The 19,983-nt window shown below is 68.6% G+C and carries 19 protein-coding genes; 5 read left to right on the top strand and 14 right to left on the bottom strand.

The window, feature by feature from the left end; genetic code table 11:
• Positions 1-61: 61 nt before the first annotated feature.
• The 3 genes from ACWGI2_RS26355 to ACWGI2_RS26345 all read right to left on the bottom strand — a co-directional run bounded on the left by ACWGI2_RS26355 (position 62) and on the right by ACWGI2_RS26345 (position 3,708).
• Positions 62-286, bottom strand: coding sequence for a hypothetical protein (locus ACWGI2_RS26355; protein ID WP_453396864.1), 225 nt, complete (start codon positions 284-286; stop codon positions 62-64).
• A gap of 91 nt (positions 287-377) precedes the next feature.
• On the bottom strand, positions 378-1,682 hold the full coding sequence (locus ACWGI2_RS26350) for a M18 family aminopeptidase (protein ID WP_453698000.1): 1,305 nt from the start codon (positions 1,680-1,682) through the stop codon (positions 378-380).
• A gap of 199 nt (positions 1,683-1,881) precedes the next feature.
• Entirely contained in the window at positions 1,882-3,708 is a 1,827-nt protein-coding gene (locus ACWGI2_RS26345) for an acyl-CoA dehydrogenase (protein ID WP_453697999.1), read from the bottom strand.
• Positions 3,709-3,866: 158 nt separating this feature from the next.
• Here ACWGI2_RS26345 and ACWGI2_RS26340 point away from each other — a divergent pair, with 158 nt between their 5' ends.
• From ACWGI2_RS26340 to ACWGI2_RS26330, 3 genes are all read left to right on the top strand, one after another.
• On the top strand, positions 3,867-4,355 hold the full coding sequence (locus ACWGI2_RS26340; protein WP_363210398.1) for an SseB family protein: 489 nt from the start codon (positions 3,867-3,869) through the stop codon (positions 4,353-4,355).
• 117 nt (positions 4,356-4,472) lie between these two features.
• Positions 4,473-5,429, top strand: coding sequence for a pirin family protein (locus ACWGI2_RS26335; RefSeq protein WP_453697997.1), 957 nt, complete (start codon positions 4,473-4,475; stop codon positions 5,427-5,429).
• A 46-nt stretch (positions 5,430-5,475) separates the two neighbouring features.
• Positions 5,476-6,555 carry an AI-2E family transporter gene (locus tag ACWGI2_RS26330; protein ID WP_453697996.1) on the top strand — a complete coding sequence of 360 codons (1,080 nt, stop codon included), beginning with the start codon at positions 5,476-5,478 and terminating at the stop codon, positions 6,553-6,555.
• Here the strand turns inward: ACWGI2_RS26330 and ACWGI2_RS26325 are convergent.
• Positions 6,495-8,693 (bottom strand): SpoIIE family protein phosphatase, encoded by a 2,199-nt coding sequence (locus ACWGI2_RS26325; protein WP_453697995.1) that lies wholly within the window; start codon positions 8,691-8,693, stop codon positions 6,495-6,497. The two genes, ACWGI2_RS26330 and ACWGI2_RS26325, sit on opposite strands and share 61 nt — an antisense overlap.
• Positions 8,694-8,856: 163 nt before the next feature.
• Here ACWGI2_RS26325 and aspS point away from each other — a divergent pair, with 163 nt between their 5' ends.
• Entirely contained in the window at positions 8,857-10,641 is a 1,785-nt protein-coding gene (aspS, locus tag ACWGI2_RS26320; protein WP_453697993.1) for an aspartate--tRNA ligase, read from the top strand.
• A gap of 90 nt (positions 10,642-10,731) precedes the next feature.
• Here aspS and ACWGI2_RS26315 read toward each other — a convergent pair whose 3' ends face one another.
• Positions 10,732-11,550 (bottom strand): ArsR/SmtB family transcription factor, encoded by an 819-nt coding sequence (locus tag ACWGI2_RS26315; protein WP_453697991.1) that lies wholly within the window; start codon positions 11,548-11,550, stop codon positions 10,732-10,734.
• Between the two features lie 72 nt (positions 11,551-11,622).
• Complete coding sequence (locus ACWGI2_RS26310; RefSeq protein WP_453697990.1) at positions 11,623-12,507, bottom strand: NAD(P)-dependent oxidoreductase; 885 nt, start codon at positions 12,505-12,507, stop codon at positions 11,623-11,625.
• A gap of 116 nt (positions 12,508-12,623) precedes the next feature.
• On the opposite strand from ACWGI2_RS26310, the gene ACWGI2_RS26305 reads away from it, so the two are divergent.
• A complete protein-coding gene (locus tag ACWGI2_RS26305) occupies positions 12,624-13,265 on the top strand; it encodes a TetR/AcrR family transcriptional regulator (RefSeq protein ID WP_453697988.1) in 642 nt (213 codons plus the stop codon).
• 164 nt (positions 13,266-13,429) lie between these two features.
• Here ACWGI2_RS26305 and ACWGI2_RS26300 read toward each other — a convergent pair whose 3' ends face one another.
• The 8 genes from ACWGI2_RS26300 to metG all read right to left on the bottom strand — a co-directional run bounded on the left by ACWGI2_RS26300 (position 13,430) and on the right by metG (position 19,894).
• A complete protein-coding gene (locus ACWGI2_RS26300) occupies positions 13,430-13,615 on the bottom strand; it encodes a hypothetical protein (RefSeq protein ID WP_365828776.1) in 186 nt (61 codons plus the stop codon).
• A 263-nt stretch (positions 13,616-13,878) separates the two neighbouring features.
• On the bottom strand, positions 13,879-14,535 hold the full coding sequence (locus ACWGI2_RS26295; RefSeq protein WP_453697986.1) for a contact-dependent growth inhibition system immunity protein: 657 nt from the start codon (positions 14,533-14,535) through the stop codon (positions 13,879-13,881).
• Positions 14,536-14,548: 13 nt separating this feature from the next.
• Entirely contained in the window at positions 14,549-14,848 is a 300-nt protein-coding gene (locus tag ACWGI2_RS26290) for an RNase A-like domain-containing protein (protein ID WP_453697984.1), read from the bottom strand.
• A gap of 59 nt (positions 14,849-14,907) precedes the next feature.
• Positions 14,908-15,474, bottom strand: coding sequence for a hypothetical protein (locus tag ACWGI2_RS26285; RefSeq protein WP_453697982.1), 567 nt, complete (start codon positions 15,472-15,474; stop codon positions 14,908-14,910).
• A 25-nt stretch (positions 15,475-15,499) separates the two neighbouring features.
• Positions 15,500-17,236, bottom strand: a complete 1,737-nt coding sequence (locus ACWGI2_RS26280; protein ID WP_453396878.1) for an RNase A-like domain-containing protein — start codon at positions 17,234-17,236, stop codon at positions 15,500-15,502.
• Positions 17,236-17,550 (bottom strand): WXG100 family type VII secretion target, encoded by a 315-nt coding sequence (locus ACWGI2_RS26275; RefSeq protein WP_453396879.1) that lies wholly within the window; start codon positions 17,548-17,550, stop codon positions 17,236-17,238. Before ACWGI2_RS26275 ends, ACWGI2_RS26280 begins: the two co-directional genes overlap by 1 nt.
• Positions 17,551-17,605: 55 nt before the next feature.
• Positions 17,606-18,028, bottom strand: coding sequence for a WXG100 family type VII secretion target (locus ACWGI2_RS26270; protein WP_453396880.1), 423 nt, complete (start codon positions 18,026-18,028; stop codon positions 17,606-17,608).
• A gap of 231 nt (positions 18,029-18,259) precedes the next feature.
• The gene (gene metG, locus ACWGI2_RS26265) at positions 18,260-19,894 is read right to left on the bottom strand and encodes a methionine--tRNA ligase (protein ID WP_453697980.1); all 1,635 of its coding nucleotides are present in this window, start codon (positions 19,892-19,894) and stop codon (positions 18,260-18,262) included.
• Positions 19,895-19,983: the final 89 nt, after the last annotated feature.

Raw genomic sequence — 19,983 nt, 5'->3', positions numbered from 1 at the left:
TGGCCGCCGGGCCCGGCGATGAAAGCGGCTGAAACCGTACGCCCGCGAGCGGGTCCGGCTGTCAGTAACGATGGTGGTGGTGGTCGTCTTCCGTCTCGACGACGGTCGCGCCCGGGGGTACGACCGTCTTGCGGCGTGCGTTGGTGAACGCGGCGACGCCGATCACGCCCACGGCCATCATGATCAGACCGGTGACTGTGAGGTTGATGCCTTCCATCTCCCAGTCGGTCGCGAACGTGAGGATGGCGCCCGCGGCGATCAGGATGATGCATCCGCCCAGGCCCATGTGGACCGCCTCCCTAAGTCGTGGCAGGGCACCCGAGTACCCGGACCCGGCACGGCCACACGGGGAAGCGGAAATCAGCCTTCCAGAGGACTCAGCCCTCCAGGAACGCCACCAGCGCGTTGGCGAGGAGGTGCGGGTCGTCCGCCCCGCACAGCTCGCGCACGCTGTGCATGGAGAGGATCGCGACGCCGATGTCGACGGTCTTGATGCCGTGCCGGGCCGCGGTGATCGGCCCGATCGTCGTGCCGCAGGGCATCGCGTTGTTCGACACGAAGCTCTGGAAGGGCACCCCGGCCTTCTCGCACGCGGCGGCGAACACGGCCCGTCCCGCGCCGTCCGTGGCATACCGGTTGTTGACGTTGACCTTGAGGATGGGGCCGCCGTTGGCACGCGGGTGGTGCGTCGGGTCGTGCCGCTCCGCGTAGTTGGGGTGCACGGCGTGGCCCGTGTCGGAGGAGAGGCAGACGGTGCCTGCGAAGGCGCGGGCCCTGTCCTCGTACGTGCCGCCGCGCGCGAAGACGGAGCGTTCGAGCACCGAGCCGAGGAGCGGGCCGTCCGCGCCCGTGTCGGACTGCGAGCCGTTCTCCTCGTGGTCGAAGGCGGCGAGCACCGGGATGTACGGCAGAGAGCCGGCGCCGTCCGCGGTGGCGACGGCGGCGAGCGCCGCCGTACAGGCGTGCACGGAGAGGAGGTTGTCCATCCGCGGGCCCGCGATGAGGTCGCGGTCGCGGCCGAGGTAGGAGGGCGCCTCGATGGGGTGCGTCATCAGGTCCCAGCCGGTGACGTCGCCGGGGGCGAGCCCCGACTCCTCCTCCAGGAAGCTGATGAGGTCGCCCTCGTGCACGTCGTCGCCGAGGCCCCAGATGGGCTGCATGTGCTTCTGCTTGTCGAGCTTGAGGCCGTCGGCGACGACTCCGCGGTCCATGTGGATCGCCAGCTGCGGGACGCGAAGGAGCGCCCGGTCGATGTTCACGAGCCGGGTCGAGCCGTCCCGCAGCGAGAGCCGGCCCGCGAGGCCGAGGTCGCGGTCGAGCCAGGAGTTGAGCAGCGGGCCGCCGTAGATCTCGACCGCGACCTGCCGCCAGCCGTGCGCGCCCGCGTCGGGCTTCGGCTTGACGCGGAGGTTCGGGGAGTCGGTGTGGGCGCCGACGACGCGGTACGGGGTGTGTGCGGAGGCGCCTTCGGGGACGTACCAGGCGACGATCGCGCCGCCGCGCTGCACATACTTCCCGCCAGCCGTCCCGTCCCAGGCGTCGGTCTCCTCGACCTGCCGGAAACCGGCCTTCTCCAGCCGTTCCGCGGCGCTTGCCACTGCGTGGTACGGCGAGGGGCTTGCCGCCAGGAAGGTCATGAGGTCGTCGGAGTGGCCGCGGTCGAAGCGGGCGGGTGTGCTCATGGCTTCCAGCCTAGCTAGCGGTTCCTCCGAGCGAGGGGGGCCTTTTCTGGGAGGTTCTGTACGGGAACTGCCCGCGACCGGTGTCCCTGTACCGCCGCTTCGCTGCGGATCTTTCCCGCCCACCCACCTGATCACCCCGCATGCGACAGTGGCCCGCCCCCGAAGCGGGAGCGGGCCACCCTCGAAGCGACGTGGAGAACTAGAACGCAGCCTCGTCCAGCTCCATCAGGTCCAGGTCGACGCCCTCGGCCAGCTTCCGCTCGGCCGTGACGCCCGGCAGGACGTTCGCCGCGAAGAACTTGGCCGCGGCGATCTTGCCCTCGTAGAAGGCCTTGTCCTTCGCGGAGGCCGTCTCCAGCTTCTCGGCGGCGACCGCCGCGCCACGCAGGAGCAGGTAGCCGACGACGACGTCGCCCGAGACCATCAGGAGGCGGGTCGTGTTGAGGCCCACCTTGTAGATGGACTTCACGTCCGACTCCGTGGCCGCGAGGTCCGTCAGCATGACGCCGACGATGGCCTCAAGATCGACCGCGGCCTTGGCCAGCTCCTCGCGGGCCCCGGCCAGCGTCTCGCCGCCCGTACCCACCGCGAGGAACTTCTTGATCTCCTCGGCGAGGCCGTTCAGCGCGGCGCCCTGGTTGCGGACGATCTTCCGGAAGAAGTAGTCCTGGCCCTGGATGGCCGTCGTGCCCTCGTAGAGGGTGTCGATCTTGGCGTCACGGATGTACTGCTCGATGGGGTACTCCTGGAGGTACCCCGAGCCGCCGAACGTCTGGAGCGACTGCGCCAGCTGCTCGTACGACTTCTCCGAGCCGTAGCCCTTGACGATCGGCAGGAGGAGGTCGTTCAGGGCGATCAGCGCCGACGCGTCCTCGCCCGCCGCCTCCTTGATCTGGATGTCGTCCTGGACCGCCGCGGTGTGCAGGACCAGGGCGCGCATGCCCTCCGCGTACGCCTTCTGCGTCATCAGCGAGCGGCGCACGTCCGGGTGGTGGGTGATCGTCACCTTGGGCGCCGTCTTGTCCATGAACTGGGCCAGGTCCGGACCCTGCACGCGCTCCTTGGCGTACTCCAGGGCGTTGAGGTAGCCCGTCGAGAGCGTCGCGATGGCCTTCGTGCCGACCATCATGCGGGCGAACTCGATGATCATGAACATCTGGCGGATGCCGTCGTGCTTGTCGCCGATCAGCCAGCCCTTGGCGGGGTGCTGGTCGCCGAACGTCATCTCGCACGTGTTGGACGCCTTGAGGCCCATCTTGTGCTCGACGTTGGTGGCGTACACGCCGTTGCGCTCGCCGAGCTCGCCGGTCTCCCAGTCGAACTCGTACTTCGGGACCAGGAAGAGCGAGAGGCCCTTCGTGCCGGGGCCGTGGCCCTCGGGGCGGGCGAGGACGTAGTGGAGGATGTTCTCCGACATGTCGTGCTCACCGGACGTGATGAAGCGCTTCACGCCCTCGATGTGCCAGGAGCCGTCCTCCTGCTTGATCGCCTTGGTGCGACCCGCGCCCACGTCCGAACCGGCGTCCGGCTCGGTCAGGACCATCGTCGAGCCCCACTGCTTCTCGACGGCGATCGCGGCGATCTTCTTCTGCGCCTCGTTGCCCTCGTCGTGCAGGATGCCCGCGAACGCCGGACCGGAGGAGTACATCCACACGGCCGGATTGGCGCCGAGCAGCAGCTCCGCGTAACCCCAGATCAGGGAGCGGGGCGCGGTCGTGCCGCCGATGCCCTCGGGCAGGCCCAGGCGCCAGTACTCGGAGTCCATGAAGGCCTGGTAGCTCTTCTTGAAGGACGCCGGTACGGGAGCGGTGTTGGTCGCCGGGTCGAAGACCGGCGGGTTGCGGTCGGCGTCCTCGAAGGACTCGGCCAGCTCGTTCTCGGCGAGGCGGCGCAGCTCTTCGAGGATGCTCTTGGCGGTGTCGACGTCCATCTCCGCGAACGGGCCGGTGCCGTACAGCTTGTCGCGGCCGAGCACCTCGAAGAGGTTGAACTCGATGTCGCGGAGATTCGACTTGTAGTGCCCCATGGCGACGGCTCCGTAAGCAGAAAAGGGATCAACGGGATCAGTACCAGCTAGTAGCTACGATGATGCTACCCGCCAGTAATAAGAAGCAACCCCTAATGGGTCATCTGTGACCCAGTACTCGTGCGCGGCGGGGGTGCGGGCTCAGTACTCTTGCGGGCATGTACGGCTACGACCAGAGCCCAGGCGCCCAGCAGCAGTACGCCCCGCCCGGGGCGCAGCCGCCGCCGCAGCAGATGCCGGGCGGCGCGCAGGGGTACGCCCAGCAGCCTCCGCTCTACCCCGAGCCGTCGCCCCCGTCCCTCGCGGACGCGGTGCGCGCCTTCACCACGGGCTCGATGTCCGCCGAGGACTTCCAGCAGGCCTTCGCCACCTCGAAGGTCTACTGCCCGCGCGGTGACAACCCCGGCTTCCTCGCCCTGCACAACACCCAGCAGCCGGTGATCCCGATGTTCACCTCGCTCAAGGAGCTGCGCCGGTACGCGGGCAAGGAGTCCAAGTACTTCGTGATCACGGGCGCGGAGGTCATCGACCTCCTCCCCACCGGGTACGGCTTCGTCCTCGACATGGAGGGCGAGCACCGCATGGTCTTCGACGCCAAGGCGGTCGAGCAGATGGTCGACTTCGCCATGCGCAGGATGTACGGCTAGCGGCCGTTACAGGACACAGGTGGCGCCCGGAGGGAATTCCCTCCGGGCGTCTCGCGTTCCCGGTGGCAAGAAGTTCTACGTTCAACTAAAGTGAGCGTACGAGAAGGAGGCACCGACATGCCCGCTGTGACCGTCGAGAACCCGCTGACCCTGCCCCGTGTGGCCGCGTCCGCCGATGCCGTGGCCCGCCCCGTGCTCGCCGTGACGACCGCCCCGAGCGGCTACGAGGGCGAGGGCTTCCCGGTGCGCCGGGCGTTCGCGGGGATCAACTACAAGTACCTCGACCCGTTCATCATGATGGACCAGATGGGTGAGGTGGAGTACGGAGCCGGGGAGCCGAAGGGCACGCCCTGGCACCCGCACCGCGGCTTCGAGACCGTCACGTACCTGATCGACGGGACCTTCGTGCACCAGGACTCGAACGGTGGCGGCGGCACCATCCAGAACGGCGACACCCAGTGGATGACCGCCGGCAGCGGCCTCCTGCACATCGAGGCGCCCCCGGAGTCCCTCGTCCAGTCCGGCGGCCTCTTCCACGGCCTCCAGCTGTGGGTGAACCTGCCCGCGCGGGACAAGATGATGGACCCCCGCTACCAGGACATCCGCGGCGGCCAGGTGCAGCTCCTCACGTCCCCCGACGGCGGCGCGCTCCTGCGCGTCATCGCGGGTGAGCTCGACGGGCACGAGGGCCCCGGCATCACGCACACACCGATCACGATGATCCACGCGACGGTGCGTCCCGGCGCCGAGGTCACACTGCCCTGGCGCGAGGACTTCAACGGCCTCGCGTACGTCCTCGCCGGGCGCGGCACGGCCGGTGCCGAGCGCCGCCCGGTGCACATGGGCCAGACGGCGGTCTTCGGCGCGGGCTCCTCGCTGACCGTCCGCGCGGACGAGAAGCAGGACGGGCACACCCCCGACCTGGAGGTCGTGCTGCTCGGCGGGCAGCCGATCCGTGAGCCGATGGCGCACTACGGACCGTTCGTGATGAACAGTCAGGCCGAGCTCCAGCAGGCGTTCGAGGACTTCCAGAAGGGCCTGCTGGGCAAGGTCCCCGCCGTGCACGGTATGTAGCCGTACATAAGGTGCGGGCCCACGCGCCCCGTGCTCGGGTAGGAGGGTGAGCACCCTTCTGCCCGAGCCCGCACGGCGCGTCGCCGCCTGGTGCGTCGTCCTCCTGCTCGTCGCCGGCGTGGCCGCCGTGGCGATCTGGCTCTTCGTCACCTTCAAGACGGCCGTCACGCCGGTGCTGCTCGCCCTGCTCGGCACGGCGCTCCTCGGGCCCGTCTACCGCTGGCTCCTGAGGATGAAGGTGCAGCGGTCGCTGGCCGCCGGGCTCACCTGCGCGGTCGTCGTCGCGGTCGTCGGCGGCGCGGTCTATATCGTGGCCAAGGCCCTGATCGACACCGGCGACCAGATCGTCGCCTCCCTGAAGCAGGCCGCCACCGACCTCTCCAAGCACTTCGGTGCCGCGGGTACCTCCCTGGACGACATGGCGTCCAACGCCAAGGACCTGCTCGGAAAGTTCGGCGGCTCCGCCGCGTCCGGAGTGATCAGCGGGCTCAGCGTCGTCGGCGAGATGATCGCCATGGCCGTCCTCGCGCTGCTGCTCGTCTTCTTCTTCCTGCGCGACTCCGACCGGGCGCTCGGTTCCATGCGCTCGCTCGCCCCGCGCGGCACCGCAGACACCGTCGAGGCCATGGGCAGGCGCGCCTTCGAGGCCGTCGAGGGGTTCATGCGCGGGACCACGTTCATCGCGCTCATCGACGCCATCTGCATCACCGCCGGGCTCCTGATCCTGCGGGTGCCGGGGGCGTGGGGGCTCGGCGCGCTCGTGTTCATCGGCGCCTACATCCCCTATCTGGGCGCGTTCATCTCCGGCGCCGTCGCCGTCCTCGTCGCGCTCGCCGACCGGGGCGTGTTCATCGCGCTGTGGGCGCTGGGTGTCGTACTCGCCGTGCAGGTCCTTGAGGGGCACGTGCTCCAGCCGGTGATCCAGTCGCGGACCGTGCAGATGCACCCGGCGGTCGTCATGCTGGCGATCACCGCCGGGGCGTCCGTGGCCGGAATCCTCGGGATGCTGCTCGCGGTGCCGGTGACGGCGGCCGCGTTCGGGGTGTTCTCGGAGCTGCGGGGCGGCTATTCGGGCGCGGGCGCGGGATCGGGTGCGGAATCACCGGAGTCGGCTGCACCCTCGTAGAGTTCGAACCAGATGCTCTTGCCCTCGCCCCTGGGGTCAACCCCCCACTCGTCGGCGAGCAGCTCCATCAGGACCAATCCCCGCCCGGACGACGCCAGTTCACCGGGGTGGCGCTTGTGCGGAAGGTCGTCGCTGCCGTCCGAGACCTCGGCCCGGAGCCTGCGCGAGCCCGGAACCCCTATGACCTCGGCGACCAGCAGGGCATCGCCGTCCGTGTGCACCAGTACGTTCGTGATCATCTCGGAGACCATCAGGACCGCCGAGTCGACCTGATCGGCGACGGCCCAGTCGTGCAGCAGCTCCCGCACATGGCGCCGCGCCCCCGCGATGCGCTCCGGCTCGGCCTGCGCGACCGTGAGGACCGTGCGGCGGGCGGGCGTGCGATGGACAAGGTGCCCGGCCCTGCGAAGGAGCAGGACCGCTATGTCGTCCTCGCGGCGGTCCGCGAGCTGGCCCGTGTTCTGGTGCGACGAGGGCCCGTGCACGGCCTGTACGAGGGTGTCGGCGAGCTCTTCGAGCCCGTCGTCGCCGTCACCCCCGTCCTCCTCCAGGATCTTGCGGATCCGCTTCCAGCCGCTGTCCAGGTCGTGGCCGCCGGTCTCGATGAGGCCGTCGGTGCAGATCAGCATCGTCTCGCCGGCCTCCAGGACCAGGCGGGTCGTGGGGTAGTCCGCGTCCGGGTCGATGCCGAGCGGCAGGCCGCCCGCGGTGGGGCGCAGCAGGACCGTTCCGTCGCTCATCCGTATCGCGGGCTCCGGGTGGCCCGCGCGGGCGATCTCCAGGACGCCGGTGGCCGGGTCGGCCTCCACGTAGAGGCAGGTCGCGAAGCGCGCGTCGCCCGCGTCGCCCGCGGGGTCGCCGTCCGACCCGATCGCGATGCCGTCCGTGATCCCCGAGAGGAAGCGCGTCGCCCGGGAGAGCACGGCGTCCGGGCGGTGGCCCTCGGACGCGTACGCGCGCAGGGCGATCCGCAGCTGGCCCATGAGCCCGGCCGCGCGCACGTCATGCCCTTGCACGTCCCCGATGACGAAGGCGATGCGGCCGTTGGGCAGCGGAATCATGTCGTACCAGTCGCCGCCCACCTGGAGCCCGCCGCCGGTCGGCACATACCGCGCGGCCACGCTCATCCCCGGGATGCGCGGCCCGAGCAGCGGCAGCATCGAGCGCTGGAGACCCTCCGTCAGCTCCCGCTCCGACTCGGCGACCCCGGCCCGCGACAGGGCCTGGGCCAGCATCCGGGCCACCGTCGTCAGGACGGAGCGCTCGTCCGGCGTGAACGAGACGGGGTAGGCGAAGGCCGCGAGCCAAGCGCCCATCGTGCGCCCCGCGACGGTCAGCGGCAGGAACGCCCACGACTGCCGGTCGAAGGGCTGGGCCAGCGGCCAGGTCGCGGGGTAGCGGCGGTGGTACTCCTCGGGCGAGGAGAGATAGACCGCGCGGCCCGTGCGGACCACCTCGGCGGCCGGATAGTCCGTGTCCAGGGTCATCGCCGAGAAGGGCAGGTCGTCCCCCGGCTGGTGCCCGTGATGCCCGATGACCTTGAGCCGGTCGCCCTCGACCCCGAAGACACCGAGCCCGTCCGGCGAGAACCCCGGCATGGAGAGCCCGCTGGCCACCCGGAGCACCTCCTCCGTCGACCGCGCCTCGGCGAGCGCACGCCCGGCGTCGAGCAGGAAGGCCTCGCGGGAGCGCCGCCAGTCACCGGTGACCGGGCTGCGGGCGGCGGCGCCCGGCGGGGGCTCGGTGACCTCTTGCAGGGTGCCGATGAGCTCGTACGAATGCGTGGCCTCGTCCACGATCGGCTTGGAGCGGCTGCGCACGATGCGCAGCACGCGGCGGCCCTGCTCGTCCATGATCCGAAGCCTCGCCTCGGCGAGGGTGCCCTCGGCGACGGCGAGCTGGACGATGCCGTCGATCTCGTTCCAGTCGACGGGGTGGAAGCGGGAGCGCACGCCCGCCTCGGTGAGGGTCTGGGCGTGCGCGGGAAGCCCGAGGAGCCGGGCCGCCTCGGCGTCGAGCGTGACGGTGCCGGCCGTGTTGTCCCAGCGCCACAGGCCGGTCGCGATGGCGGCAAGGACGTCCCGTACGGGAGGCAGGGGTTCGTCCCCCGCCTGCTGCAGGGGATCGTCGGTGCGCATTGACCCACTTTAGGAAGATCGATGGACAAGTCGCCACCGCCGGGGGTGACGGGAGGCGCTCCGGAGTGATCCGCGAGGTAATCCGGAAAGCGATCTCCGCCCGGACGGTAGCCTTGGGGACTGTCTGCTCTCTCCCCTATTCGCGAAGACTGGATGAACGAAGATGCATCGGTACAGGTCCCACACCTGCGGCGAGCTCCGCGCCTCTGACGTCGGCTCCGACGTCCGGCTGAGCGGCTGGCTGCACAATCGCCGAGACCTGGGTGGCATCCTCTTCATCGATCTGCGCGACCACTACGGCATCACGCAGCTGGTGGCCCGCCCCGGCACGGCCGCCGCCGAGACGCTCGACAAGCTCTCCAAGGAGACGGTCGTCCGTATCGACGGCAAGGTCGTCTCGCGCGGCGCGGAGAACGTGAACCCCGAGCTGCCCACCGGTGAGGTCGAGATCGAGGCTGCCGAGGTCGAGGTGCTCGGCGCGGCCCAGCAGATCCCCTTCACGATCAACGCGGACGACGGCGTGAACGAAGAGCGTCGCCTTGAGTACCGCTTCCTGGACCTGCGCCGCGAGCGCATGCACCGCAACATCATGCTGCGCTCGTCCGTGATCGCCTCCATCCGCTCGAAGATGGTGGCCCTCGGCTTCAACGAGATGGCGACGCCGATCCTCGCCGCGACGTCCCCCGAGGGCGCCCGCGACTTCGTGGTGCCCTCCCGCCTGAACCCCGGCAAGTTCTACGCGCTACCCCAGGCCCCGCAGCAGTTCAAGCAGCTGCTGATGATCTCGGGCTTCGACCGCTACTTCCAGATCGCGCCGTGCTTCCGCGACGAGGACGCGCGCGCGGACCGCTCGCCGGGCGAGTTCTACCAGCTCGACGTGGAAATGTCCTTCGTTGAGCAGGAGGACGTCTTCCAGCCCATCGAGAAGCTCATGACGGAGATCTTCACGGAGTACGGGGGCGGCCGCGAGGTCACGTCTCCGTTCCCCCGCATCCCGTTCCGCGAGTCGATGCTGAAGTACGGCAACGACAAGCCGGACCTGCGGGCGAAGCTCGAACTGCACGACATCACGGACATCTTCGCCGACTCCGAGTTCAAGGCGTTCGCGGGCAAGCACGTCCGCGCGCTTCCGGTCCCGGACACGGCGTCGCAGTCCCGCAAGTTCTTCGACGGCCTCGGTGACTACGCGGTCGAGCAGGGCGCGAAGGGCCTGGCCTGGGTGCGGGTGGCCGAGGACGGCTCGCTGACGGGACCGATCGCGAAGTTCCTGACGGAGGCGAACGTAGAGGAACTGACGAAGCGCCTCGGCCTGGAGGCGGGCCACGCGGTCTTCTTCGGAGCGGGCGAGTTCGAAGAGGTCTCGAAGATCATGTCCGCCGTCCGCGTCGAGGCCGCCAAGCGCGCGGGCCACTTCGAGGAGGGCGTCTTCCGCTTCTGCTGGATCGTCGACTTCCCGATGTACGAGAAGGACGAGGACACCGGAAAGATCGACTTCTCCCACAACCCCTTCTCGATGCCCCAGGGCGGCATGAAGGACCTGGAGGAGAAGGACCCCCTCGACATCCTCGCCTGGCAGTACGACATCGTCTGCAACGGCATCGAGCTGTCCTCCGGCGCGATCCGTAACCACGAGCCCGAGGTCATGCTCAAGGCCTTCGCGATCGCGGGCTACGAAGCGGAGACCGTGGAGCGGGAGTTCGCGGGCATGCTCCGCGCCTTCCGCCTGGGCGCACCGCCGCACGGCGGCATCGCGCCGGGCGTCGACCGCATCGTCATGCTCCTCGCGGACGAGCCGAACATCCGCGAGACGATCGCGTTCCCGCTGAACGGCAACGCGCAGGACCTGATGATGGGCGCCCCCTCCGAACTGGAGGAGTCGCGTCTGCGCGAACTGAACATCCAGCTGCGCAAGCCGGTCGCCTCCGGCAAGGGCGAGACGGACAAGTAGCGACAAGCAGCGCTGCGAACAGCCAAGGCGAGGGCCCGGAACCGATCTCGGTTCCGGGCCCTTTCCTGTACGGGTGTACGGGTGTACGGGTCAGTCGCTCGGGACGAGCCACGGTTCCTCCGGGAGCGGGGAGCCCGTCTCCAGGAGGGACTTGAGGTTCGACAGGACCGCCGGCCAGCCCGACGCCACGTCGTCGCGGTCCTTCTCGCTCGCCAGGTTCTCGTGCGTCACCGTGAGGCGCACGATCCCGCCGTACGGCTCGATGTCGAAGGTGACCTGGGAGGGCGCCTCGGAGGTGGTGTCGGCGCCGGGCTCCGCCCACGTGGTGACGAGGCGGGAGGGCGGGGTGCTCTCGACCACCTCGCCCACGACGTCCGCGATGCCCGAGCCGTCCGTGCGCCGGTGCTCCCAGGGGGAGCCCTGCTTCCAGTCGGAGACGTTGGAGTGGCCCCAGTACGCCGCCGTCAGGTCCGCGTCGGTGAGGGCGTGCCAGACCTTCTCCGGGGTGCTTTCGATGTAGGTGACGTAGACGTACGTCGGTTTCGTCGGGTTGGTGGTCATGGTGGCGGCCTCCGCCTGTCGTTTCAGAGTGCTGAGTGCTTGAAGGCGTGGGTGCTCGAACTTGCCGATCCATCGTTCCTGGATCTCGTGCAGGGGCACGGGATTCAGGTAGTGGAGTTTTTCGCGCCCTCGCCGCACCGTGCTGACCAGGTTCGCGTCCTCCAGGAGTGCGAGGTGCTGGGTGGCCGACTGGCGCGTCATCGCGACGCGTTCGGCCAGCTCACCCAGCGTCTGCCCGTTGTGGCCGTGCAGTTGGTCCAGGAGATAGCGCCGCGTGGGGTCGGCCAGGGCCTTGAAGACCTTGTCGACCGGACTCGGTGCGGGGCCCTGACCCTTGCTCGTACTCACATCTCCATCATGCAGGTATTTACCTGCATGTCAAACACTGAGCTGTCTAGGCCGCCGCACGGACCCACTCCCTCAGCGGCTTCCCAGCAGCTCCACGATGCTGGAGAAGCTGTCCTTCGCGTGGCCCGCCTCCATTCCGCGTCGGAACAGGTCGGCCACCGCCGACGGCAGGGCGGCGTCCACGCCCGAGTCGGTGTGGGTGTCCACCACGTGCTCCATGCTGGCCAGGCCCATGGCGAGGCGGTCCACGTCGCCCTCGTGGTTGCCCGCGTCGATGCGCGGCGCGTAGAAGGACAGGAACTCCGGCATGCCGGTCATGTTCTGCGAGGCGTACGGGAGGATGTCCGTCGCTGAGAGGCCGTTGGCCTTGGCGAGGGCGACCGCGTACCAGTAGCTGGAGACGCTCGTCCAGAAGATGACCATGTTCAGCTGGTACATCAGGGCCGCAAGGCCCGGGTCCTCGCCCCGGTAGTCCGTCTCGCCCGTCAGCACCTCAAGGGTCGCGCGGTGCTTCGCGTACGCCTCGTGCGGGCCGCTGTAGAACGTCGAGGACTCCGGCGTTCCGATGCCGGAGGGCGGGACGAGCACACCGCCCGTGAGGTGCGCGGCGCCGTGCCCGGCGACCCAACTCGCCGCCTCGCGTGCCTTCTTCGGGGTGTCCGAGCTGAGGTTGACGATCACCCGGCCGGGGAGGGCGGCTGCCGCCGGTTCCAGTACGGAGTACATCGCGTCGTAGTCCGTGAGGCTCAGGATCACCAACTCGTTGGCGGCGATGGCTTCTTCGGGGGTGGCGGCGAGTATCGCGCCGCGCGCCACCAGGTCGTCCGCGCGGGACGCGGTGCGGTTCCAGAGGGTGACCTGGTGGCCCTTGTCGAGCAGGGCGGTGGCCATCGCGTGGCCCATGGGGCCGAGGCCGATGAGGGTGAGAGGGGTGGGGGTGAGAGGGGTGGCGTTCATGTGGATCCTCCTGGGGTGGGGGCGGGACTAGAACGAGCGCTCTATCTAGAGCATGGGGGAAACGTAGCACGCCTCTGGAATGAACGCTCTAATTAGTCGCGAGGTAAGCTGACCGCATGGCCAAGACCAGCACAGCCGCGACGCCCGGCACCCGCGACCGCATCGTCATCGCCGCCGCACGGCTGCTGCAGCGCCAGGGGTACGTCGGCACCGGCATCAAGCAGATCGCGAAGGACGCGGAGGCCACGCTCGGCTCCGTGTACCACTTCTTCCCCGGCGGGAAGGAGGCCGTCGCGGTGGCCGCGATCACCCACAGCGGCGAGGAGTTCGCCGTGCTGCTGCGCTCCGCCCTGACCACGGCCGACGACCCCGGCGCCGCGATCGAGGCCTGCGCGGCGGAACTGGCCGTGGGGCTGCGGGAGTCGGGATGGATCGACGGCTGCCCCGTCACCGCCGCGGCCCTGGAGACGCTGGGCACGGACTCGGACATCCAGCGGGTGTGCGCGGCCGCGCTGGCGAGTTGGGAGCGGCTGGTGGAGGAGAAACTGCTCGGCTCCGGCTTCGCCGCGGGGGACGCGCGGGAGTTGGCAACCACTGTGATCAGCGCCCTGGAGGGCGCCGAGGTAACCGCCCAGGTCAACCGCAGCGAGGAGCCGCTGCGGGCGGCAGGGCGTCAACTGGCACGGCTCGTGGGGTCGTACGGGGTGCAGGGCGCGGGTCGGGGCGTGGGCGTGGGCGAGGGTGTGGCGAGGCGCTAGTTCATGCGGCGGGCGGGAGATGCCCCCGCCGACCGCCCCGCTGCCCCCGCAGGCCCTGTGGACCCCGCCTGCCCCTGGTTCGCTGTTGTTGAATCGCGTCGCCAGTGGCTCATGAAGGCCCGCTCAGTTGTTGAATCGCGTCATGCCCGGAACGCGCTGCCGGCTCACACGGCCGGTGAGTGCGAGGCCGCCGCGGCTGTCGCCTCGGCCCACTCCGCCACGAGCTTTTCGTACTCAAGGTGTTGTTCGGGGCGGAGATATCCGCCCGTCCGGAGCCAGAGCGCGCGTATCTCCTCGTTCACCTCGGCCGCGGGGCGCGGCCGGTCGGGGGTGCCGGGAGTCGTGGTCATACAGTGAAGCGTACGTATGAAGATGTGAAGACGGCGTGAGTTCTGGTCGAATGTGATCGGTATCGCTATGGGACCCGCATGAATCAGCCAAGTTGGGCAAGAAGCAGGGGCCCGCGACGTGAATCGCGAGCCCCCGCAGTCCAGTTCAGTTCCATAGGACATAACCGGACACGTCGCTCTATTGAGACCGCTTACGACTACTTACGACTGCTTCGGCTCCTCCAGGCCGGAACGGCTAATGGAGGGTGGTCCGCAAGCCCGGATCAGCCGTCGGCCAGCTTGGCCGCCACGGACTGGAACCAGGCGCCGTAGGAGAACGGCTCGGGCGGGCCGACCTCCATGCCGAGTTCGGCGGCTGCCAAGGCGTAGTCCCCCTCGTCCAGGGAGAGGGCGAGCAACTCGTGGAGCTCGCCCACAAGGCGTGCGGCCAGTTGGGGCTCGGTGGTGGCTGCGTAGTCGGCGACGGCGGCGTCGTGGTCAGGGAACTCGTCGACGATGTCCTGCGAGAACCAGCCGCCGAGCAGTTGCGCGGTTTCCGGGAAGCGTGCGTGCCACTCCCAGTGAGTCTGCGGGAACGACGGTTCCGGGACGTCACCCTCCTCGACGCTCTTCCGCAGGTGGTCGGCCAGCATCGTCAGCCAGTCGCCGATCGCCGACTCGGCGATCCCGGTGTCCGGGATCGCGTAGAACTCGCCCAGCCTGTGCCGGATGCGGCCCGGTGGGTTGCGGCTGTACTCGCGCAGCTGGCGCTCCGCCTCCGCGACGGCCCAGGGGCGGGTGTGCCAGGTGTGACGGAGGTATGAGTCCAGCGCGCGGCTGCGCCGCTCCGGGGTGTCGTCGGCAGACTGCCCCAGGTACGCGCGCATCACCTGATCCAGCTCACCGTAACGGCGGTCATGTTCGAGGGGCTTCATGGACATGTGGGTGCGGCCCCTACAGGTAGAACGGGACGGTCGTGCGGACGACGAAGCCGTGCGGACTCGACGGCTCGCGGCGCAGCACCACGCGCGCCGCGCGGACATCGGCGGGCCCCCGCCCGGCCAGCAGGTCGCCCTCCAACTGGACCCGGCCCACGGACTCCTCGCGGGAGGGCCAGGCGGCCTCGATGGTGAGGCGGGCCCGGGTGCCCTGGACGAGCCAGCGGTGGATGACCTGCTCGTTGGCGGTCACCACCTGCTGCGTGGCCCAGTGAGCGGTCTCCCGGTCGGGGTAGGAGGCGGAACGGGTGAGCACGGGGAGATCCTCTCAAATGACCTGGTCGGGAGCTGCGCTCGTACGGTCAGCCAGCCGGGTCACAGGTCGTTGAAGTTCCAGAAAAGTCCGACCTCGGTGTCCGAGACGACGACGAGGCCGCAATCCTCCGTGAAGACGCTCATGGGGCTGTACCCAATTCCGACCTCCAGCGTGAAGTCGAGTGTGCCGGGTGCGCTGCCGGTCTTGCTCACGTTGGTGCAATAGGTGGCCTCGTCCCCGTAGCGGGCCAGGACTGTGCGCGCCATCGCCCTCAGCTCATCCGCAGACTCGTCGAAGTACTGGAGGTTTGACAGGGTGCAGCCACCCTCGGTGAGGGCCAGGAGCAGATTCTCGGCGCTGTCCAGGTCGATCTCCTTGAGGCGTGGCGCGACGTACTCCGGGGGGTGCCCGGCGAAGGGCCACGTGGGGTTTGTCTCGCGCTCCGGGTCCTTCTCCGTGTCGTCGATGCGGGCCCAGCCCCGGGGGTCCGGGACGGCCCGGTCCATCAGCGCGAGGACGTCGAGCGTCCAGTCATTGTGGCGGCGTGCGCCGGTGGCGATGTACGCGGTCGCGTCCCTGTACAGGTGGCGTACCGCGGTGTCCCAGGAGGCCTGCTCGGCGGACATGTAGTGCGGTCCTTTCTCGGCGGGTCTAGGGCTTGTAGGGCATCGACGTCATCACCGTGAACGGCGGGTTGCGGCTGCTGTCGTACCGGATACGCGTGTCGATGCCGTTCACGTCGTACGCCTTGGCGTCCATCCCGCCCTCCTTGTACCCGGACAGCGGGTCGCTGAGGTCCACCGGCTGTTTGCTCACGCTGCGGCCGCTGGTCTCGCCGGGCGGTGCGGTCGAACGGAACGGCCTGCCGTCGCCCTCTCCCGGCGGGGGTGGGCCCTTGAGCCATGCCTCGATGGCAGCCTTGTTCTGGTTGAGGTTGTACTCGGTCAGCTCCTCCGCCCGCCGGTAGTTCGGGAAGGACGAGGAGGCGCCGGGGTACGGCTTGCCGTGTGGCCAGGTCGGGGTCGGCCCGTTCGTCTGCTGGTCGCGCAGGCGCTGCGCGAGCTGCATGTCCGTCTTGCCGACGTGCTTGTCCAGAGTGTGGCCGTTGTCCATGTATTCATTGGCGGCGAGGTTGAGGTCGTACTTGCCGGCCGAGTCGACCTTCAGCCAGACCTTCGAGTCCTTGAACTCCTCCAGGGCCCGCATGCCGAAGCCGTGCGCACGTGCCTCCTGGGCTTTGAATTTTGGAGCGCTCAGATGGGCCTCGTCCAACGGGGCCATGAGGGCGTCGAGACGCGGAACGAGCGCGTCGACCCGTTGGTTGTACGTGGTGACGATCGAGTTCAACTTGCCGGTGTCCAGGTTCAGGACAATGCCCTGGCCCAACTGGCCCGCGCCCTTGGCGACACCTTTGACCACCCCTTTGACCAACCCCGTGACGTCGTTCATGCCCACGCCGTCCTTGAGGTTGACCTCAACCTTGGGGATGGCCTCGCGTACGGCCTCGACGTAGACATCCCACACCTCGCGATTGAGGTAGACGGCTGCCTCGGCGAATTCGTAGAGGAGATCGCTGACCTTCTTGGCCGTGTCGAACAGCACGGTCATCACGGGGTGGGTGGAGGTCTGCGAGGAGGAGCTGTCGTGCTTCCACTCGTAGTTCACACGGCTCTTGCCCCATGCCGTCGTGCCCCACAGCGAGCTGCAGAACTGGCGCATCGCGTCGTGCCACTCGCTGTTGGTCTGCTGAGTGATGCTACTGACGTTCCCAGTCAGCCCGCTCTCCGCCATGGAGAGCGAGGCGGTCGTCGCCATCCACGCCTTGGACAGTGAGTTCAGGTGGTGCTGCTGTGGATACGGGTAGACGTCGGCGACCTTGCCCATCCGGAAGGCGTGCTTCACTACCGGCCTCAGCACGTCCCGGACGGGTTCGGGCACCCACTCGAGGAGTCTGCGGATGAAGTCGTCGCCGCCGTCGTCGTCGCCCCACTTGAGATTCGGCACGGAGCCGTAGGCGGGCGCCTCCTCGATGACCTTGGGTAACGGCTGGACAACCGGCTTCGCCTTCCCCTTGGGGTCGTTGGCCGCTTCCGCCTTCGCATAAGCATTGGCCGTCGACGTAAAGCCGACTGCCGCACCCCCGATACTGACGATGCTCTTGGCCCACACATCGAGGAAGCGGTCGCCCACCTTGACGTACGACGTCGCGAACGCCTGGGGCGAAGTCCCGTAACCGCCGGCGTCCGGGAACTCGCGCAGGTCTTCGAGCAGGCTCTTGGCACCTTTGTCCATCACGGTCTGCTGGCTCGCCACACCGCCGGAGACGCGGTGGAGGTCGCTCGGCTTGACGTCGATGGTGCCGTTCTGGCCCGGCGGTGGGGTCCCCATCAGCCGGCCCCCCAGCCGCGCAGCACGGCCTGGTGCGCTGCCGCATAGTTGATGTGGCTCGTGGTCGCGCACGCGTGGAGCCACTTCTGGGCGGCTTGGAGGTCCTGGGCCGAGCGGTCCCACTCGTCGAGTTTGTCAACGAAGACCTCGCGAGTCTCCCCCTCCCAGGACAACACGACCGGCACCACCCGGTCGTGGAGGTCATCCAGACTGCCGTTGAGCTTCTTGAGGATGTCCTCCAGATCGCCGGCGAGGTCGCGGAGGGAGGCGAAGGCGACGGTTATGTGCTCGTCGTCCGCACTTCCGGTCGGCATGATTCCCCGTTCGTAGGTGTCGTCGTGGTCGCGGCAGGTGCCCCGGGAGAGGCCATCAGAAAGAGTCGAGGCTGCTGCGCGGATGGGCGGGCCCGGTCGTCTCCGGGGCAGGTGTCGACAGCTTGTCGACCTCGCTGTCGATGTCCACCGGGATACTCCGCAGTTGGGCCATCACGTCCAGCTCCTGTTCTGTGAAGCCATCCCGGCTCAGGCGTACGGCCTGCTCGATATGCCGGATCACTTCACGGATGCGCACGGCGTCCTCGGCCGCCGCCCGGTGGAACTCGCGGTATGCCGTCGCCGCCGGTCCTCGCCAACCCGCTTCGATGCGGTCGACGATCGCGTCCATCCGCCTGACCTGCTTGTCCAGATGGTCCTGCATGACGTCGAGGTCCTCGGTCAGTTTGGTGAGGTCCTTGCTCGACACCTTCAGATCGACGCCGCTCTCTTGGCCCCCGCCTGCTCCACGTACCCCCATACTTCGCACCTCCGCCTTCGTGACTTCGGCTGGCAAACCGTGTGCTCGCGATGATCCTAATCTCGCGCTCTTCCGAAGCCGACGCCCGGCGGTGGGCCCTTGAGCGTGGCGCGGTCTCATGAATTGCGGCCTCGTACGCGATGGGGTTCGGTCCATGTCGCGAGAAAGTCCCGGCAGCACGCCGTAGAACACGGTGTGCTGCCGGGACTTTTCTGCAATCCGACGCGTCTGCTACGCGTCCGACTTGTCCTCCAGGCGGGGGAAAAGCACCGCACCCTTCGTGACTGTCGCACCCACCGGCAGCTGCCCCCACGTACCCGCGTCCTGGACCTTCTGCTCGGCGAGCGCGCCCAGCGAGGCCTCGGCGCCGAGCGAGTCCCACAGCTTCTGCGAGGTCTCCGGCATGATCGGGTTCAGCAGGACCGCTACCGCGCGCAGCGATTCCGCCGCCGTGTAGAGGATCGTCGCCAGGCGGGCCTGGCCCTCCGGGGAGTCGTCCTTGGCCACCTTCCACGGCTCCTGCTCCGTGATGTAGCCGTTGACCTGCTTGACGAAGGCGAACACCGCCAGGATGCCGGCCTGGAAGTCCAGCTCCTCGCCGATCTTCAGGTCGGCCGTCGCGACCGCCTTGGCCAGGCCTTCCTGGACCGCCTGCTCAGCCGCGCCGACCGCCGTCGCCTCGGGAAGCGCGCCGCCGAAGTACTTGCCGACCATGGCCGCCACACGCGAGGCGAGGTTTCCGTAGTCGTTCGCGAGCTCGCTCGTGTAGCGGGCGGTGAAGTCCTCCCACGAGAACGAGCCGTCCTGGCCGAACGCGATGGCACGCAGGAAGTACCAGCGGTACGCGTCCACACCGAAGTGGGACGTGAGGTCCTGCGGCTTGATGCCCGTCAGGTTCGACTTCGACATCTTCTCGCCGCCGACCATCAGCCAGCCGTTCGCCGCGATGCGGCCCGGCAGCGGCAGACCCTGCGCCATCAGCATCGCGGGCCAGATGACCGCGTGGAAGCGCAGGATGTCCTTGCCGACCAGGTGGACGTCGGCGGGGAAGGTTGACTTGAACTTTTCCTCGTCCGCGCCGTAGCCGACGGCCGTGGCGTAGTTGAGGAGCGCGTCGACCCAGACGTAGATGACGTGCTTGTCGTCCCACGGGACCTTGACGCCCCAGTCGAACGTCGAGCGCGAGATCGAGAGGTCCTGGAGGCCCTGCTTGACGAAGTTCACGACCTCGTTGCGCGCCGACTCGGGCTGGATGAAGTCCGGGTTCGCCGCGTAGTGCTCGAGGAGCTTGGGGCCGTACTCGCTCAGCTTGAAGAAGTAGTTCTCCTCCTTGAGGAGCTCCACCGGCTTCTTGTGGATGGGGCAGAGCTTCTGCCCCTCGAACTCGCCGCCGGCCTCGCCGTCGATCAGGTCGCCGGGGAGCTTGTACTCCTCGCAGCCCACGCAGTACGGGCCCTCATAGCCGCCCTTGTAGATCTCGTCCTTCTCGTAGAGATCCTGGACGAACTCCTGGACGCGGTCCGTGTGGCGCTTCTCCGTCGTGCGGATGAAGTCGTCGTTCGCGATGTTCAGGTGCTCCCAGAGAGGCCGCCAGGCCTCGTCCACGAGCTTGTCGCACCACGCCTGGGGCGTGACGTCGTTCGCCTCGGCAGTGCGCATGATCTTCTGACCGTGCTCGTCCGTGCCGGTGAGGTACCACACCTTCTCGCCGCGCTGACGGTGCCAGCGCGTGAGCACGTCCCCTGCAACGGTCGTGTAGGCGTGGCCCAGGTGAGGAGCGTCGTTTACGTAGTAGATGGGGGTCGAGACGTAGAACGCCTTCGCGTTCTCGCCCGCTCCCTGCTTCTCGGATCCAGTGGCCGCCATGGTCGAAATCCTAACGGCCCCGGAGCGGGCGATTCACCTCGATTCCAGGGGGTGGACCCCGGAGGGCCCACCCCTTGGGGTTACGGGTT

This window comes from Streptomyces sp. NPDC054866, from assembly GCF_053610745.1.
This window is presented reverse-complemented; position numbering and strand designations above follow the sequence as displayed.